A 16,013-nucleotide genomic window follows, 5' to 3' on the forward strand; every position below is an offset into this window, starting at 1 on the left:
CGAACCTGGCACCCCTGTCTGGAAGGGCTCTGCCGCAGCCGCCTGAGGAGAGAATTAGAAATGACCTTCGTCGTCACCGACAACTGCATCAAGTGCAAGTACACCGACTGCGTAGAAGTCTGTCCGGTGGACTGCTTTTACGAAGGCCCGAATTTCCTGGTGATCCACCCGGACGAGTGCATCGACTGCGCGCTCTGCGAGCCAGAGTGCCCCGCCGTAGCCATTTATTCGGAAGACGAGATCCCTGCCGGCATGGAAAACTTCATTGAGCTCAATGCCGAGCTTGCCGAAGTCTGGCCCAACATCACCGAAAAGAAAGACGCCATGCCGGATGCGGCAGAGTGGGATGGCAAAACCGGCAAGATCGCTGAACTGGAACGCTAGATTCCACGCAGACAAAAGGCCCTCAAGAGGGCCTTTTTTGTTGAATACGATTTTCTGCAGACAAAAAAAGGGGCGGTATGACCCGCCCACATTTTTCCTTGTTCCCTGTATTCCCTGGTCATCATCCTGATGAATCGCATCCCGCGATATCCCTGACCGTCATCCTTGATGGCCTGTGCCTGTCCGTTGGCACAGCTTCGATATTAGAGACTTAACCTCGAAGAGCAACTCCCCAAACGCTCCAGAATATTTCCGCAATGAGCGACGGCAGGAATTAAATCCCTTATAAAACAAAGTCTTGAAATTTAAAAACCGACAAGTTGGCGACAAGCCTCACTGCTGTTACCCGGATGACTTACAGCAAGCGTACGCAATGACTTACAGGCTTTGAACATTCTGATTACGATTACACTGCTACCGGCCAGACAAGGCGCCCCCATCTGATGCAGTGACCAACGACATTTAAATGATGAAAGACATATAAAAAGGCCGATATACACATGCTGTGTCATATCGGCCGGGGATTGATGCTGCGCAAGGGGACTACTGGAAGAGCGACTCGCTGGACAGACCGTTCTTCTCAAGGATCTCACGCAGGCGCTTGAGTCCTTCGACTTGAATCTGCCTTACACGCTCACGCGTCAGACCGATCTCAAGCCCTACATCTTCAAGCGTGCTGCTTTCATGCCCGCGCAAGCCAAAGCGGCGAATCACAACCTCGCGCTGCTTCTCGGTCAGTTCAGACAGCCATTGATCGATGCTCTGTGAAAGATCGTCGTCCTGCAGCAACTCGCAGGGATCTGTTGGGCGATCGTCGGTAAGGGTATCAAGCAGCGTCTTGTCCGAATCCGGCCCCAGCGAAACGTCCACCGACGAGACGCGCTCGTTCAGGCCCAGCATGCGCTTGACCTCGCCTACCGGTTTTTCCAGCAGGTTGGCGATCTCTTCAGGAGAGGGTTCGTGATCCAGCTTCTGGGTCAGCTCTCTGGCCGCACGCAGATAAACGTTCAGCTCCTTGACCACATGAATCGGCAGCCGGATGGTCCGCGTCTGATTCATGATCGCGCGTTCAATGGTCTGACGAATCCACCAGGTAGCGTAGGTCGAGAAACGAAAGCCGCGCTCCGGGTCGAACTTCTCAACCGCCCGGATCAACCCCAGGTTGCCCTCCTCGATCAGATCAAGCAATGACAGCCCACGATTGACATAGCGTCTGGCAATTTTCACCACCAGGCGCAGATTGCTTTCAATCATGCGTTTGCGCCCGGCCGGGTCTCCACTTTGCGACAGGCGCGCAAAATGCACTTCTTCTTCCGGGGACAATAGAGGAGAAAAACCGATTTCATTGAGGTACAGCTGGGTAGCATCGAGCGCCCGCGTGTAATCAATGTACTTGTGTTGTTTGAGCGATGTTGAATGCTTGGCCTTGGTACGTCCCGAGACAGCGGCTGGCTGCTTCTCGTTCGACGCTTCCTTCAGGACAATGCCGGCTTCCATAAGGAGCACTTCATCATCGATGTCAAACTCCGGCGCTTCGTTGCCAAGAGCCATTGTTTTAGTCCTTTGGTGAGTTCGACCTCAAGCTCCAGCGTCGCCTGGTTCCATGGCAACACTTGAGCCTGTTCCTATTACGCCAGGAACAGGCTGGCAACTATCAACGACGTGGCAAGAATCCTAAAGGATCTACAGGTTTCCCTTGGCGGCGAATCTCAAAATGCAGTTTCACCCGGTCAGTTCCTGTTGACCCCATTTCGGCAATCGTCTGCCCTGCCTTGACCTGTTGACCTTCCCGTACCAAAAGCCTGCGGTTATGACCGTAGGCACTGACGTAGGTATCGCTGTGTTTGATGATGATCAATTCGCCGTAGCCCCGTAATCCACTTCCGGCGTAAACAACTGAACCATCAGATGCTGCCAAAACAGGCTGTCCCAAATCACCAGCGATATCAATTCCTTTATTCAAACTGCCGTTTGAGGAAAATTTTCCTATCAAAATGCCACTCGAAGGCCAGGTCCAACCCGTCGGAGACTTGCCGGCCGGGCCTGTCCCGGTGGTCGCCGAGGGGGGTATAACCACAGGTACAACCGCAACAGGTTTGGACATGACCGTGGTTTTGACGGATCCGGAACTGCTGGTATTGGTGGATGTGGACGTCACCGGACGCCCGGCGCCAGACGTTGAAACCACACTCGGCGTTGAAGAGGAGCGTCCGTCAAAGCGAATTGTCTGACCTGGCTTGATGGTAAACGGCTCCGGGATCTGATTACGGGCAGCCAGTGCCTTCCAGTCCCAGCCGTAACGAAATGCAATGGAAAAAAGTGTGTCACCGCGCCTGACCACGTATTGGCCAGTGGTGACAGTCGGACGCTGGGCGACGGCATTGCCGTTGCGATCAACAACGCGAACGCCGCCTGAAGGCGAGCTGGAGCAGCCGACCAAAAGGACACTGAGAGCAATGCCAATCACCAGACGCTGATAACTTTTTGAAGATCTGAGCTGCTGAATGACTGTGAGACTCACCCGCCACTCCCTTTACTGGTGACTGAATTCAAAAAAGATGCCTATTGTGCCGTAATAGCGACGGGCAGCCAGTGATAAACCGCTGAAAAACGCTGTTAAGTATCAATCATCTGCATGGAAATGATGCCATCAGGCCATTCAAGATTCCGGGCCGCGCGCTGTAGACAGACGACTGACGCCAGAATTCATTGTTTACCGCAGACAATCTTCAAGCGATGGGCCCATTGAGCAACGGTACGAAGCGCACAGCCCCCAGCACATGCCGGGAAAAACCGTTTTCTTCACGGATGATCAGCATCAACTGCTGAACCTCCCCCGAGCCCACGGGTATGACCAGACGGCCTCCCGGTGCCAGTTGATCGAGCAGTGCCTGCGGTACATCGGTTGCTACCGCCGTGACGATGATGCCGTTATACGGCGCCAGGGCTGGCCAGCCCTCCCAGCCGTCGCCCCAGCGGAAAACCACGTTGCGCAGATTGAGCTCGACCAGACGCTCCTTGGCACGGTCCTGAAGCACCTTGATACGCTCGACCGAAAACACCCGCTCTACCAGCTGCGCCAGCACAGCGGTCTGATAGCCGGACCCCGTACCGATCTCCATGACCTTGTCCAGCGGCCCTGCTGCCAGCAGCAGCTCGCTCATCCGCGCGACCATGTAAGGCTGGGAAATCGTCTGGTTGTGGCCGATGGGCAGTGCGGTGTCTTCATAGGCGCGATGTGCCAGCGCTTCATCGACAAACAGATGACGAGGCGTCTTGCGAATGACGTCCAGTACCCGCTGGTTGGAAATACCCTCCTCACAGAGGCGCTGAATCAGACGCTCGCGGGTACGCTGCGACGTCATTCCGATCCCTCGACGCAATAGATCATCCTGCTCGCGTGACATCAACGAAGTCCCTCCAGCCAGGTGTTCAGGCTGCTGAATCCGTCCTGATAGGTTCTATCCAGTTGTAACGGCGTGATCGATACGTAGCCTTGCACGACCGCATGAAAGTCGGTCCCGGCACCGCCGTCCTCGACGTCGCCGGCGGCAGCGATCCAGTAGCCGGCGCGGCCACGCGGGTCGACAACCCTGATAGGCGCCGCAGCGCGGGCACGATGCCCCAATCGGGTCAGTTGAATGCCGCGGATATGCTCGAGCGGCAGGTTGGGAATATTCACGTTCAATACCGTGCGGGGTGGCAGGTCGAGTTGCTCATGGGCCTCGACCAGCAAGCGCGCGTAATGCGCCGCCGTCGCCAGATTATCCGGCTGACGTGACAAAAACGAAAAGGCAAACGACGGGCGCTGCAGAAAACGCCCTTCAAGGGCTGCAGCGACCGTTCCTGAATACAGTACATCGTCGCCCAGATTGGCCCCCAGGTTGATGCCTGAAACCACCATGTCCGGTTGACGCTCCAGTAGCCCGTGAATACCCAGATGCACACAGTCGGTAGGCGTACCGTTGACACTGATGAAACCATTTTCCAGGGTGTGCGGATGCAAGGGCCGGTCGAGTGTCAGAGAACTGCTGGCACCACTTTTGTCCTGATCAGGGGCAATTACCACGCAGTCGGCGTAGTCCGCCAACGCCGCATGGAGCGCGACAAGACCGGGCGCATTCACCCCGTCATCATTTGATATCAGAATACGCATGAGCTGTCCGTCTGCCCAACCGGCACCAGATCGATGAGTTCGCGTACCAAGACGGTCGCGAAGCATCCGGGCGGAAGGACGAATTCCAGTTGCAGAATGTCAGACTCGGGATAATGCCACGTCAGCCGCCCAATGGGCAGTCGCAGGATGCGACGTTCGTGCTCCATGCCCGCTCTGACCAGCCAGTCACGCAACACGGACTCGTCGTCGGCAATGGTATTTTCCAGCGCCGCCGTCGCATCGCCAGCTGGCGAAGAGCCTTCACCCCATTGAGGTCCGGTAGGGTGCAGATCGAGGATCGCCAGACGGGGATCGCTACATTCATCCACCCCGGCCGGGAAAAAGCTGCGGCTGTCGGTGAACGCGAGCAAATCACCGACCTGAGCCTTCTGCCAACTGCCATCGGCAACCCGGGCGGCCAATACCCGATTGAACAGGTAACTGCGCGCGGTGGACAACAGTCGCGAACGCACCGCACGTTGCTCAGGCAGCGCCTTGCGGGCGGCGTAATCACGAGCCTCGCCAAGATTTCCGCCCTGATAGCCAAAACGCTGCGTGCCGAAATAATTGGGGATGCCCTGCCGGGCAATGGTTTCAAGGCGCTGATTCAAGGCGTCCTTGTCTGCATCCAGCTGAGTCAGACGCAGCGTGAAGCCATTGGCCGCATGGGCGCCGCGCTGCAGTTTGCGTTTGTGCCGCCGGCTCTTGAGAATCTGCAGCGTGTCATCCTGTGCAGCGGACAGATCAGGATCGGCCTTGCCCGGCAATTGAATGCTGAACCACTGGCGGGTCAGTGCCTGACGATCCTTGAGCCCGGCATAGCTGACTGTGCGCAGCTGGACGCCCGCAGCGCGGGCCAGTCGGCGGGCCGCCTCTTCCGTGTTAAGACCGCGCTTCTCGACCCATAGCCACAAGTGCTCGCCATCCCCGGAAAGCGGGATGTCCAGCACTTCGTCGACCTGAAAATCTTCGGCAGTCGCTTTGAGGACTGCACGTCCCAATGCATCGCCGTAAGCTCGCGGCCCCAGCAGTTCAAGTTCATTCATGCGCGCAGCAACAACGCAACGGCATGCACCGCGATGCCTTCTTCACGCCCGGTGAAGCCAAGCTTCTCGGTGGTTGTGGCCTTGACGTTGACCTGGTCCAGCTCGACCTGAAGATCTTCAGCGATCACTGCACGCATGGCATCGATATGCGGCGCCATTTTCGGTGCCTGAGCGACGATGGTGGCGTCGACATTACCGACCTTCCAGCCCTTGTCATGAATAAGCGTGAGGACATGACGCAGCAGCACGCGGCTGTCGGCGCCCTTGAACTGCGGGTCGGTGTCGGGAAAATGCTTGCCAATATCGCCCAGCGCTACAGCGCCCAGAAGCGCGTCGCTCAAGGCATGCAGCAGGACATCGCCATCGGAATGGGCCAGCAGGCCAAACCCGTGTGCAATCCGCACGCCGCCCAAGGTAATGAAGTCGCCTTCAGCGAAACGGTGCACATCATAGCCATGGCCAATACGCATAAAAAAACGCCCTGAAAAAAGTCAGGGCGTGATTCTACCTGCTTTGGCGCGCGTTAGCTGTTCAAGGCTGCAGCGTGATGCCTGAGATGGTCTTCGATGAAGCTGGCGATGAAGAAATAGCTGTGGTCATAACCTGGCTGCATGCGCAGCGTCAGCGGATAGTCCGCAGCCTTGGCCGCCTGAACCAGCACCCCGGGCTTGAGCTGATTGACCAGAAAATCGTCACGATCGCCCTGATCGACCAGCGTCGGCAGCTTTTCGGAAGCCTGCGCAATCAGCACGCTGGCATCCCACTCGCGCCAGCGGGAACGGTCTTCGCCCAGATAACGCGAGAATGCCTTTTGCCCCCATGGGCAATCGATCGGATTACTGATGGGCGAGAACGCCGATACCGAACGATAGCGACCAGGATTGCGCAACGCACAGACCAGTGCGCCGTGCCCGCCCATCGAGTGCCCGCTGATACTGCGCACCTGTGACGCCGGAAAATGCCCTTCGATCAGCGACGGCAGTTCCTTGACCACGTAATCATGCATTTGATAATGCCGCGCATAAGGCTGCTCGGTGGCGTTTAGGTAGAAGCCCGCGCCTTGACCGAAGTCCCAGGCGCCGTCAGGGTCGTCTGCCACGTCGGCACCGCGCGGACTGGTATCAGGCGCCACGATGATGATGCCCAGCTCGGCCGCCAGGCGATGGGCGGCCGCTTTCTGCATGAAGTTTTCATCCGTGCAGGTCAGCCCGGACAGCCAGTACAACACCGGCAGCTTGCCGCCCTGCTCCGCCTGCGGTGGCAGATAGACGGCAAACACCATGTCGCAACCGAGCACTTGAGAATGGTGCTTGTAGCGCTTGTGCCAGCCGCCGAAGCTTTTTTGGCAGGAAATATTTTCCAAAGGCATAGGGTTTCCTCCAGTTGCAGGCTTCCAGCCTCATGCAGCAAGCGCTATCGGATCATCTTGCTTGCTGCGTGAAGCGCAGAGCCCGCCGCTGCTCCTTAAAAATGAATGACCGTACGGATGCTTTTGCCTTCATGCATCAGGTCGAACGCCTTGTTGATGTCTTCCAGGCCCATGGTGTGGGTGATGAAAGTGTCCAGCGGAATTTCACCGGTCTGCGCCATGTCCACATAGCTCGGCAATTCGGTACGGCCACGCACGCCGCCAAATGCCGAACCGCGCCAGACGCGCCCGGTCACCAGCTGGAACGGACGGGTAGCGATTTCCTGGCCGGCGCCGGCTACGCCGATGATGACCGACTCGCCCCAGCCCTTGTGGCAGGATTCCAGCGCTGCACGCATCAGTTGCACATTACCGATGCACTCGAACGAGAAGTCGACGCCGCCATCGGTCATGTCGACAATGACCTCTTGGATCGGACGGTCGAAATCCTTCGGATTGACGCAATCAGTCGCGCCCAGCTGTTTGGCGATCTCGAACTTGGCCGGGTTGATGTCGATGGCGATGATTCGGGCGGCCTTGGCTTTGACCGCACCGATCAATGCCGAGAGGCCGATACCGCCCAGACCGAAGATGGCCACGGTATCGCCAGGCTTGACCTTGGCGGTGTTGAGCACCGCACCGATACCGGTGGTGACACCGCAACCCAGCAGGCAGACTTTTTCCAGCGGTGCCTGTTTGTCGATTTTGGCCACCGAGATTTCCGGCAGTACGGTGTACTCGGAAAAGGTCGAGGTGCCCATGTAGTGGAAAATCGGCTCGCCCTTGTAGGAAAAGCGCGTGGTGCCATCCGGCATCAGGCCTTTACCCTGAGTGGCACGAATCGCCTGGCACAGGTTGGTCTTGCCCGAGCGGCAGAACTTGCACTGACGGCATTCCGGGGTGTACAGCGGAATCACGTGGTCGCCGACCACCACCGAGGTCACCCCCTCACCTACCGCCTCTACAATCGCACCGCCTTCGTGGCCGAGGATCGACGGGAAAATCCCTTCTGGGTCAGCCCCGGACAGTGTGTAGGCATCGGTGTGGCAGACGCCGGAGGCCACTACTCTGAGCAGCACTTCTCCCGCCTTGGGCATGGCGACATCGACTTCAACGATCTCCAATGGCTTTTTGGCTTCAAAAGCGACAGCAGCGCGCGACTTGATCATCAATCTTCTCCGACGGGTAAAAACAAGGATTGCAGTGTAGTACAGTGCCAATTGACGAGTAATGCGGCTAAAAGCAAAACATTAATGCTGTGCAGGGATAATCGATGTACACCAATCGCTGGGAAGGTCTGGATGAGTTCGTTGCCGTCGCGGAATGCGGGCAGTTCACGGCGGCCGCTCAGCGGCTCGGGGTTTCCTCGTCGCACGTCAGTCGTCAGATCGTGCGCCTTGAAGAACGCCTGCAGACCCGTCTGCTATACCGCAGCACGCGCAAGGTCGCGCTCACCGAAGCCGGCCAGACCTTTCTGCATCACTGCCAGCGCCTGCAAGATGGCCGCGAAGAAGCACTGCGCGCCGTGGGCGATCTGGCCAGCGAACCGAAGGGGTTGTTGCGCATGACCTGCGCCGTGGCCTATGGGGAGCGCTTCATTACGCCGCTGGTCACACGTTTCATGGATGTGTACCCGCATCTGCGGGTCGATATCGAGTTGAGCAACGACACGCTGGACCTGGTTCATGAAGGCATGGACCTGGCGATTCGTCTGGGCCGGTTACAGGATTCGCGTCTGGTCGCAACCCGCCTCGCGCCACGGCAGATGTACCTGTGCGCTTCGCCGTCCTACATCGAGCGCTACGGTAGACCACACAGCCTTTCGGAACTGAATCGCCATAACTGCCTGATCGGAGGCAGCGACACCTGGCAGCTCCAGCAGAACGGACGTGAGTTTTCCCAGCGTGTGCAGGGCAATTGGCGCTGTAACAGCGGCCAGGCCGTGCTGGATGCCGCGTTGCACGGAGTCGGTTTGTGTCAGTTGCCGGATTACTACGTGCAGAAACATCTCAACGACGGCACGCTGGTTTCATTGCTGGAGGCGCATCAACCGCCCAACACCGCCGTGTGGGCGCTCTATCCGCAGCAAAGGCACCTGTCACCCAAGGTGCGCAAGCTGGTGGATTATCTTAAGGAAGGGCTGGCGATGAGGGATGAGTATCGCCAGTAGCAGACGTTTAGCGGCCGAACTCGCTGCGACGCTGACGCAGCCATTCCAGGTCTTCGGGGCGCGTGACCTTGATGTTGTCCGAGCGTCCCTCGATCAGACGTGGCGATTGACCCGCCCACTCGATGGCCGATGCCTCATCGGTGATACTGACGTTAGACACCAGGCTGTCCGCCAAGGCGCGATGCAGGGCCCCGAGACGAAACATCTGCGGCGTGAACGCTTGCCAGATCAGGCTGCGATCCACTGTTTCCAGCACGCGACCACTGCTGTCGGCACGCTTGAGCGTATCGCGGGCCGGCACGGCCAGCAGGCCGCCGACAGGATCATCGGCCAGTTCGCCAAGCAGATTATCCAGATCACTGCGCGCCAGGTTCGGACGCGCAGCGTCATGAACCAGCACCCAGTCATTGTCACTGGCGCCCTGCGCGTGCAGGTGCAGAAGCGCATTGAGCACCGAGCCCGAGCGCTCGCTGCCGCCGTCCACGCGCTGAATACGAGTGTCATGCGCGCAGGGCAATGCAGCCCAGTAAGGGTCGTCCACAGCCAGGCTGATCACCAGCCCCTTGAGCCGGGGGTGATCGAGAAAGCAAAGCAGGCTGTGTTCCAGAATTGTCAGGCCGCCCAGTTGCAGGTACTGCTTGGGACGGTCGGCTGCCATGCGAGCGCCAATGCCCGCTGCAGGTATCACTGCCCAGAAGGCAGGAAGAGAGTCTTTCATCGCACCAACTTGATTATTGCGCGAGCTGGTAAAGGGTTTCGCCGTCCTTGACCATGCCCAATTCATGTCGGGCACGCTCTTCGACGGTTTCCAGACCTTTTTTCAATTCCATGACCTCGGCATCAAGCACGCGGTTGCGCTCCAGCAGCACCTGATTTTCAGCGTGCTGGTCGGCAATCTGCTGAGTCAGGCTGGCCACTTGCGCAAGGCTTCCGTTACCGACCCAAAGGCGGTACTGCAAGCCAGCCAGCAACAGGAGCAGGACGAGGAACAACCAGTTAGGACTGCGCATTGAAATATCAGGTACCCAGTAAAAAAGACAGCAGAGCCAACGTGAACAACAAACGACTGAGGGCATTGAGCCTGACATAAGCCAGGCTCAATCACTCCAGATTACCGCGGAGCGTCAGCATCGGAGCTGCACAGGCGAGTCAGGGAACCCGAACCTGCGCAGCACTCTGCGTCTTTTTACCATCTATGGCTCAGCCGCGAAACTCGGCACGACCACGATACACAGCCTTGGAGCCCAATTGCTCCTCGATGCGCAGCAATTGGTTGTACTTGGACACACGGTCAGAGCGGCACAGCGAACCGGTTTTGATCTGACCGGCAGAGGTACCCACCGCCAGGTCGGCAATGGTCGAATCTTCGGTCTCGCCGGAACGGTGAGAGATGATCGCAGTGTAACCGGCAGCCTTGGCCATCTGAATGGCTTCCAGGGTTTCGGTCAGCGTGCCGATCTGGTTGAACTTGATCAGGATCGAGTTGGCGATCTTCTTGTCGATGCCTTCCTTGAGGATCTTGGTGTTGGTCACGAACAGGTCGTCACCTACCAGCTGGGTTTTCTCGCCGATCTTGTCCGTAAGGATTTTCCAGCCATCCCAGTCGGACTCGTCCAGACCGTCTTCAATGGAAATGATCGGGTGCTTGCGAGTCAGCTCGGCAAGGTATTCGGCGAACTCGGCAGAGCTGTATTCGCCCTCTTCGCTCAGCTTGTACTTGCCGTTCTTGTAGAACTCGCTCGCTGCGCAGTCCAGCGCCAGGGTCACGTCGGTGCCCAGCGTGTAACCCGCCTTGGAAACCGCTTCGGCGATAGCGTCGAGCGCTTCCTTGTTGGATGCCAGGTTGGGCGCAAAGCCACCTTCGTCACCCACTGCAGTGTTCAGGCCACGCGCCTTGAGGACCGCCTTGAGGTGATGGAAAATCTCGGTGCCCCAGCGCAGGCCTTCAGCGAAGGACTTGGCGCCGACAGGCTGGATCATGAATTCCTGGATGTCGATGTTGTTATCGGCATGCTCGCCACCGTTGATGATGTTCATCATCGGTACCGGCATGGAGTACACGCCCGGTGTGCCATTGAGGTTGGCGATGTGCGCGTACAGCGGCAGGTCCTGATCCTGCGCCGCGGCCTTGGCAGCTGCCAGGGAGACCGCGAGGATGGCGTTTGCGCCCAGGCTTGCCTTGTTTTCGGTGCCGTCCAGCTCGATCATCGCGTGATCCAGCGCCTTCTGGTCAACCGGGTCCTTGCCCAGAAGCAGGTCACGGATAGGGCCATTGATGTTGGCCACAGCTTTCAGAACGCCCTTGCCCATATAACGGCTCTTGTCGCCATCACGCAGCTCCAGCGCTTCGCGCGAGCCGGTTGAGGCCCCGGACGGCGCACAGGCGCTGCCGATGATGCCGTTATCGAGGAGCACATCTGCTTCCACGGTGGGATTGCCACGGGAGTCGAGAACTTCACGACCTTTGATGTCGACGATTTTTGCCATTGTTGTAAACACTCCAAGATTGACGAAAACGACGCAGCTGGGGAAACAATGCTCGCAATCAGACGCAGAAAAAGGCAGGTCTGAATGCGACAACCCCGTCACGAATGACGGGGAACGGCACTTTACCGGAGAACCCTGTTCAAGCGGTCTCTACGATCGGAAAACTCTTTACAAGTTCATCCAGGGACTTGAGTTGGGCCAGGAACGGCTCAAGTTTGTCCAGACGCAAGGCACATGGCCCATCGCATTTGGCGTTGTCAGGATCCGGATGGGCTTCAAGGAACAGGCCGGCCAGATTCTGACTGATACCGGCCTTGGCCAGATCCAGCACCTGGGCGCGGCGGCCGCCGGCGGAATCGGAACGACCGCCAGGCATCTGCAGGGCGTGGGTCACGTCGAACAGGATCGGGTACTCGAACTGCTTCATGATGCCGAAGCCGAGCATGTCCACAACCAGATTGTTGTAACCGAAGCTGGAGCCCCGCTCACAGAGAATCAACTGATCGTTACCGGCCTCTTCGCACTTGGTCAGGATGTGTTTCATTTCCTGAGGTGCGAGGAATTGGGCTTTCTTGATGTTGATGATTGCACCGGTTTTCGCCATCGCGACGACCAGATCAGTCTGCCGCGACAGGAAAGCCGGCAGCTGAATGATGTCGCAGACTTCGGCCACCACAGCAGCCTGATGGGGCTCGTGAACATCGGTGATGAGCGGCACGTTGAAGGTGCGCTTGATCTCTTCGAAAATACGCATGCCTTCTTCAAGGCCCGGCCCACGGTAGGAGTTCACCGACGAGCGGTTGGCCTTGTCGAAGCTGGCCTTGAACACGTAAGGGATACCGAGCTTTTCGGTCACCTTTACGTATTCTTCACAGACCTGCATGGCCATATCCCGGGATTCGAGTACGTTCATGCCGCCGAACAGCACCATTGGCTTGTCGTTGGCGATCTCGATCGAACCTACGCGGATGATTTTCTGAGCCATGTCTGCAGTCCCTGTCAGGAATTTTTCTGATGTTGAGCCAGTGCCGCCTTGACGAAACCGCTGAACAGCGGATGACCGTCACGGGGGGTGGAGGTGAATTCCGGGTGGAACTGGCAAGCGACGAACCATGGATGATCCGGTGCTTCGACCACTTCAACCAGCGCGCCGTCGCCGGAGCGGCCGGAAATCTTCAGACCGGCCTCGATCAACTGCGGCAACAGGTTGTTGTTCACTTCATAGCGGTGGCGATGGCGCTCGACGATTACGTCCTTGCTGTAGCAGTCGTGGACCAGCGAACCGGCTTCAAGCTGGCACTCTTGCGCGCCCAGACGCATGGTGCCGCCCAGATCGGAGCTTTCGGTACGGGTTTCGACTGCGCCGGTGGCGTCTTCCCATTCGGTGATCAGACCCACTACAGCGTGCGCGCTGGTACGGTCGAACTCGGTGGAGTTGGCGTCTTTCCAGCCCAGCACGTTACGGGCGAACTCGATGACCGCGACCTGCATGCCCAGGCAGATACCCAGGTACGGAACCTTGTTCTCACGGGCGAACTGAACGGCAGTGATCTTGCCTTCGACGCCGCGCAGACCGAAGCCACCCGGAACCAGGATCGCGTCCACGCCTTCGAGCAGGCCGGTGCCCTGGTTTTCAATGTCTTCAGAGTCGATGTAACGCAGGTTGACCTTGGTGCGATTGGTGATACCGGCGTGGCTCATGGCTTCGATCAACGACTTGTAGGCGTCGAGCAGTTCCATGTACTTGCCGACCATCGCGATGGTCACTTCGTGTTCCGGGTTGAGCTTGGCGTCGACAACCTTGTCCCACTCGGACAGGTCGGCACCACCACATTGCAGGCCGAAGCGCTCGACCACAAAATCGTCCAGGCCTTGCGAGTGCAGAATGCCCGGGATCTTGTAGATGGTATCCGCGTCTTCGAGGGCAATGACCGCACGCTCTTCGACGTTGGTGAACTGAGCGATCTTGCGACGCGAGGAAACGTCGATCGGGTGGTCGGAACGGCAGACCAGCACATCAGGCTGCAGGCCGATGGAGCGCAATTCCTTCACCGAATGCTGGGTCGGCTTGGTCTTGGTCTCTCCGGCAGTGGCGATGTACGGCACCAGCGTCAGGTGCATCAGCATCGCGCGGCGTGCGCCGACTTCGAAGCGCAACTGGCGGATGGCTTCCAGAAACGGCTGGGACTCGATGTCGCCTACCGTACCGCCGATCTCGACCAGCGCCACGTCGGCATCGCCTGCACCCTTGATGATGCGGCGCTTGATTTCATCGGTGATGTGCGGGATGACCTGAATGGTCGCGCCCAGGTAATCACCACGGCGCTCTTTGCGCAGGACGTGTTCGTACACACGGCCGGTGGTGAAGTTGTTGTTCTGGGTCATGGTGGTGCGGATGAACCGCTCATAGTGACCAAGGTCCAGGTCGGTCTCGGCGCCGTCGTGAGTGACGAACACCTCACCGTGCTGGAACGGGCTCATGGTGCCTGGGTCCACGTTGATGTAGGGATCCAGTTTGAGCATGGTGACCTTGAGTCCCCGCGCCTCCAGGATGGCCGCCAATGAAGCCGAGGCAATGCCTTTCCCCAATGAAGAAACAACACCGCCCGTGACGAAGATGTAGCGCGTCATGAAAAACCCTAGAAGTCTGCGTTAAAGCGGTCAGAGCCGCCGGGGATAGCGAAGGAAGGCCGAAGCCCCCGATTACCGACAAAATTCACGGTGCACTCCCGAAACTGCTGCGTTGAAACCGACCGGCAAAAGCCAGTGTGGTGTGCGCTACATTTTAAGAATTACCCAGTAAATACTGGTTGGTAACCGGCAACTCATGTCGTTTCAAAAGAGCCGACAGAAGCTGTATCAAGAAGGGAGCGTAGTCTACCTGAAAGGGCCTTTCAGCTCAAACTTTGGTCGCCGGTCGGCGTAACCCAGCGCAAACGCCAGTTTTCATTGGGCGAACCGTCCAGTCCAGGCAGGTTGGCGACGGCCAGCAGCACGTTATCGAGGTACAGCAGCGGCAATCTGCCGCGCAGAAACGCCGGCACTGATTGCTCGTTGAGCAAGCGCTTGAGATCTCGGCTGCCACGCCCGCCGAGGCGCAAGACTTCACCGCCCTGCCGATAGCGGACTTGCAGACACCCCGACGGCGCCTCACCTTCCAGAACCACGCGGCCATTGCCCGGCAAATCCAGCGCCACACCAGTGTCCGACCAGTCCATTGCCTGATGACAGAGCGGCTCCCAGTCAGCGGGCACCCACCAGAGAAAGCCCTGCGCCCTGTACAGCGTTCCATCGGCGAGCCGCCACAGCGGACCCGCGTCTTGCGCAGCATCGCGCAACGCCTCCCAGCCAGCCCAGTGATCGGTGTCCGGCAAGCGTGTCAGTGGCGCAAGCCAGTGACGCAGTGCATTACGCTGCCGTGCTGGGGACAACACGGCAATCGGGCCAAGACTCAACACCGGCAGGCCGACCCAGCCGAACGACGTTGCAGCCTGAGCATTGGCAATATCCTGCAGCGCAAGCTCGTCCAGCAAATGCTGCGCTTCGCCGAGGTGGCGTGCCGTACGTGCCAGACTGGCCGCTGCCTGCGGCCATCTGGAGGTCAGCAACGGCAGCACCTGACTGCGCAGAAAGTTGCGCGAGAACTGCTGATAGTCATTGCTGGGATCGTCGATCCAGTTCAGCCCATGCCGACGCGCGTAATCCTCCAGCTGCATTCGCGACACATCCAGTAGCGGCCTCACCAGATGCCCACGCCCCAGCACTCGCCTATAGGGCATGGCAGCCAGACCGCGTACGCCCGCGCCGCGCAGCAGACGGAACAACAGGGTCTCGGCCTGATCATCGCGATGCTGCCCCGTCAGCAGCACCTCCCCCTCAGCCAGCCGCTGGCTGAACGCGCTGTAACGCGCCTTCCGGGCAGCCTGCTCGATACTTGCGCCAGGCTCGACCTGAACGCGAACAGACTCAAATGCCACCCCGAGCGTCTTGCAGACCTGCTGACAATGCTCTGGCCAGGCATCGGCAGCGGGCTGCAGACCATGGTGAACATGGATTGCATTGAGCGCAGGCAGGGTTTCGCGACTGGCGAGTTCAGCCAGAAGATGCAAAAGCACGGTTGAGTCGAGGCCTCCGGAGAAACCGACATGCCAGACAGGCGCATCGTGCCATGGGATCAAGGCTTGAAGAAGCCTGGCAGAAAGATCATGACCGGTGCGTGAAGGGGTGGTCATGGATGTTTTTCACCGGCCTGGCTGATTCGCACACTCACTGCTTCAGTGCTCAAACCAGTCCTTTCGCGAACAGGTTCGCTCCCACGCCTTTCGGGAAGAAGCCCGCAAGACGTGGAAGCAATCGGGGCGA

Annotated in this window: 16 protein-coding genes; 2 read left to right on the forward strand and 14 right to left on the reverse strand. The window is 58.6% G+C overall.

Going from position 1 to position 16,013, the window contains the following annotated elements; all coding sequences use genetic code 11:
- Positions 1 to 60: 60 nt before the first annotated feature.
- Positions 61 to 384 carry a ferredoxin FdxA gene (gene fdxA / locus BLR20_RS08685; RefSeq protein ID WP_003339547.1) on the forward strand — a complete coding sequence of 108 codons (324 nt, stop codon included), beginning with the start codon at positions 61 to 63 and terminating at the stop codon, positions 382 to 384.
- A gap of 543 nt (positions 385 to 927) precedes the next feature.
- Here the strand turns inward: fdxA and rpoS are convergent.
- From rpoS to BLR20_RS08725, 8 genes are all read right to left on the reverse strand, one after another.
- Positions 928 to 1,935, reverse strand: a complete 1,008-nt coding sequence (gene rpoS, locus BLR20_RS08690; RefSeq protein WP_010434275.1) for an RNA polymerase sigma factor RpoS — start codon at positions 1,933 to 1,935, stop codon at positions 928 to 930.
- A gap of 103 nt (positions 1,936 to 2,038) precedes the next feature.
- Positions 2,039 to 2,905 (reverse strand): peptidoglycan DD-metalloendopeptidase family protein, encoded by an 867-nt coding sequence (locus BLR20_RS08695; protein ID WP_074594599.1) that lies wholly within the window; start codon positions 2,903 to 2,905, stop codon positions 2,039 to 2,041.
- 208 nt (positions 2,906 to 3,113) lie between these two features.
- Positions 3,114 to 3,749 (reverse strand): protein-L-isoaspartate(D-aspartate) O-methyltransferase, encoded by a 636-nt coding sequence (locus BLR20_RS08700; protein WP_002554702.1) that lies wholly within the window; start codon positions 3,747 to 3,749, stop codon positions 3,114 to 3,116.
- Positions 3,750 to 3,790: 41 nt separating this feature from the next.
- The gene (surE, locus tag BLR20_RS08705; RefSeq protein WP_003415557.1) at positions 3,791 to 4,540 is read right to left on the reverse strand and encodes a 5'/3'-nucleotidase SurE; all 750 of its coding nucleotides are present in this window, start codon (positions 4,538 to 4,540) and stop codon (positions 3,791 to 3,793) included.
- Positions 4,528 to 5,586 (reverse strand): tRNA pseudouridine(13) synthase TruD, encoded by a 1,059-nt coding sequence (truD, locus tag BLR20_RS08710; protein ID WP_054994272.1) that lies wholly within the window; start codon positions 5,584 to 5,586, stop codon positions 4,528 to 4,530. Before truD ends, surE begins: the two co-directional genes overlap by 13 nt.
- Complete coding sequence (gene ispF, locus BLR20_RS08715; protein WP_010434267.1) at positions 5,583 to 6,056, reverse strand: 2-C-methyl-D-erythritol 2,4-cyclodiphosphate synthase; 474 nt, start codon at positions 6,054 to 6,056, stop codon at positions 5,583 to 5,585. Before ispF ends, truD begins: the two co-directional genes overlap by 4 nt.
- Positions 6,057 to 6,109: 53 nt before the next feature.
- Entirely contained in the window at positions 6,110 to 6,955 is an 846-nt protein-coding gene (fghA, locus tag BLR20_RS08720; RefSeq protein WP_054994273.1) for an S-formylglutathione hydrolase, read from the reverse strand.
- A 95-nt stretch (positions 6,956 to 7,050) separates the two neighbouring features.
- Complete coding sequence (locus BLR20_RS08725; RefSeq protein WP_003314319.1) at positions 7,051 to 8,163, reverse strand: S-(hydroxymethyl)glutathione dehydrogenase/class III alcohol dehydrogenase; 1,113 nt, start codon at positions 8,161 to 8,163, stop codon at positions 7,051 to 7,053.
- 104 nt (positions 8,164 to 8,267) lie between these two features.
- Here BLR20_RS08725 and BLR20_RS08730 point away from each other — a divergent pair, with 104 nt between their 5' ends.
- Complete coding sequence (locus BLR20_RS08730; protein WP_003433355.1) at positions 8,268 to 9,164, forward strand: LysR family transcriptional regulator; 897 nt, start codon at positions 8,268 to 8,270, stop codon at positions 9,162 to 9,164.
- A 7-nt stretch (positions 9,165 to 9,171) separates the two neighbouring features.
- Here BLR20_RS08730 and ispD read toward each other — a convergent pair whose 3' ends face one another.
- The 6 genes from ispD to tilS form a co-directional block, all read right to left on the reverse strand.
- Positions 9,172 to 9,882: a 2-C-methyl-D-erythritol 4-phosphate cytidylyltransferase gene (ispD, locus tag BLR20_RS08735; protein ID WP_010434260.1), complete on the reverse strand. Its 711-nt coding sequence runs from the start codon at positions 9,880 to 9,882 to the stop codon at positions 9,172 to 9,174.
- A gap of 13 nt (positions 9,883 to 9,895) precedes the next feature.
- Entirely contained in the window at positions 9,896 to 10,174 is a 279-nt protein-coding gene (gene ftsB / locus BLR20_RS08740; protein WP_003314315.1) for a cell division protein FtsB, read from the reverse strand.
- Between the two features lie 190 nt (positions 10,175 to 10,364).
- Complete coding sequence (gene eno, locus BLR20_RS08745; RefSeq protein WP_010434258.1) at positions 10,365 to 11,651, reverse strand: phosphopyruvate hydratase; 1,287 nt, start codon at positions 11,649 to 11,651, stop codon at positions 10,365 to 10,367.
- 139 nt (positions 11,652 to 11,790) lie between these two features.
- Positions 11,791 to 12,636: a 3-deoxy-8-phosphooctulonate synthase gene (gene kdsA / locus BLR20_RS08750; protein ID WP_010434256.1), complete on the reverse strand. Its 846-nt coding sequence runs from the start codon at positions 12,634 to 12,636 to the stop codon at positions 11,791 to 11,793.
- Positions 12,637 to 12,650: 14 nt separating this feature from the next.
- Positions 12,651 to 14,282 carry a CTP synthase gene (locus BLR20_RS08755; protein WP_032616036.1) on the reverse strand — a complete coding sequence of 544 codons (1,632 nt, stop codon included), beginning with the start codon at positions 14,280 to 14,282 and terminating at the stop codon, positions 12,651 to 12,653.
- Positions 14,283 to 14,545: 263 nt separating this feature from the next.
- Positions 14,546 to 15,883: a tRNA lysidine(34) synthetase TilS gene (gene tilS, locus BLR20_RS08760; protein ID WP_054994274.1), complete on the reverse strand. Its 1,338-nt coding sequence runs from the start codon at positions 15,881 to 15,883 to the stop codon at positions 14,546 to 14,548.
- Between the last annotated feature and the right edge of the window lie 130 nt (positions 15,884 to 16,013).

Origin of the sequence: Pseudomonas congelans (assembly GCF_900103225.1) — a bacterium.
Classification (GTDB): Bacteria; Pseudomonadota; Gammaproteobacteria; order Pseudomonadales; family Pseudomonadaceae; genus Aquipseudomonas; species Aquipseudomonas congelans.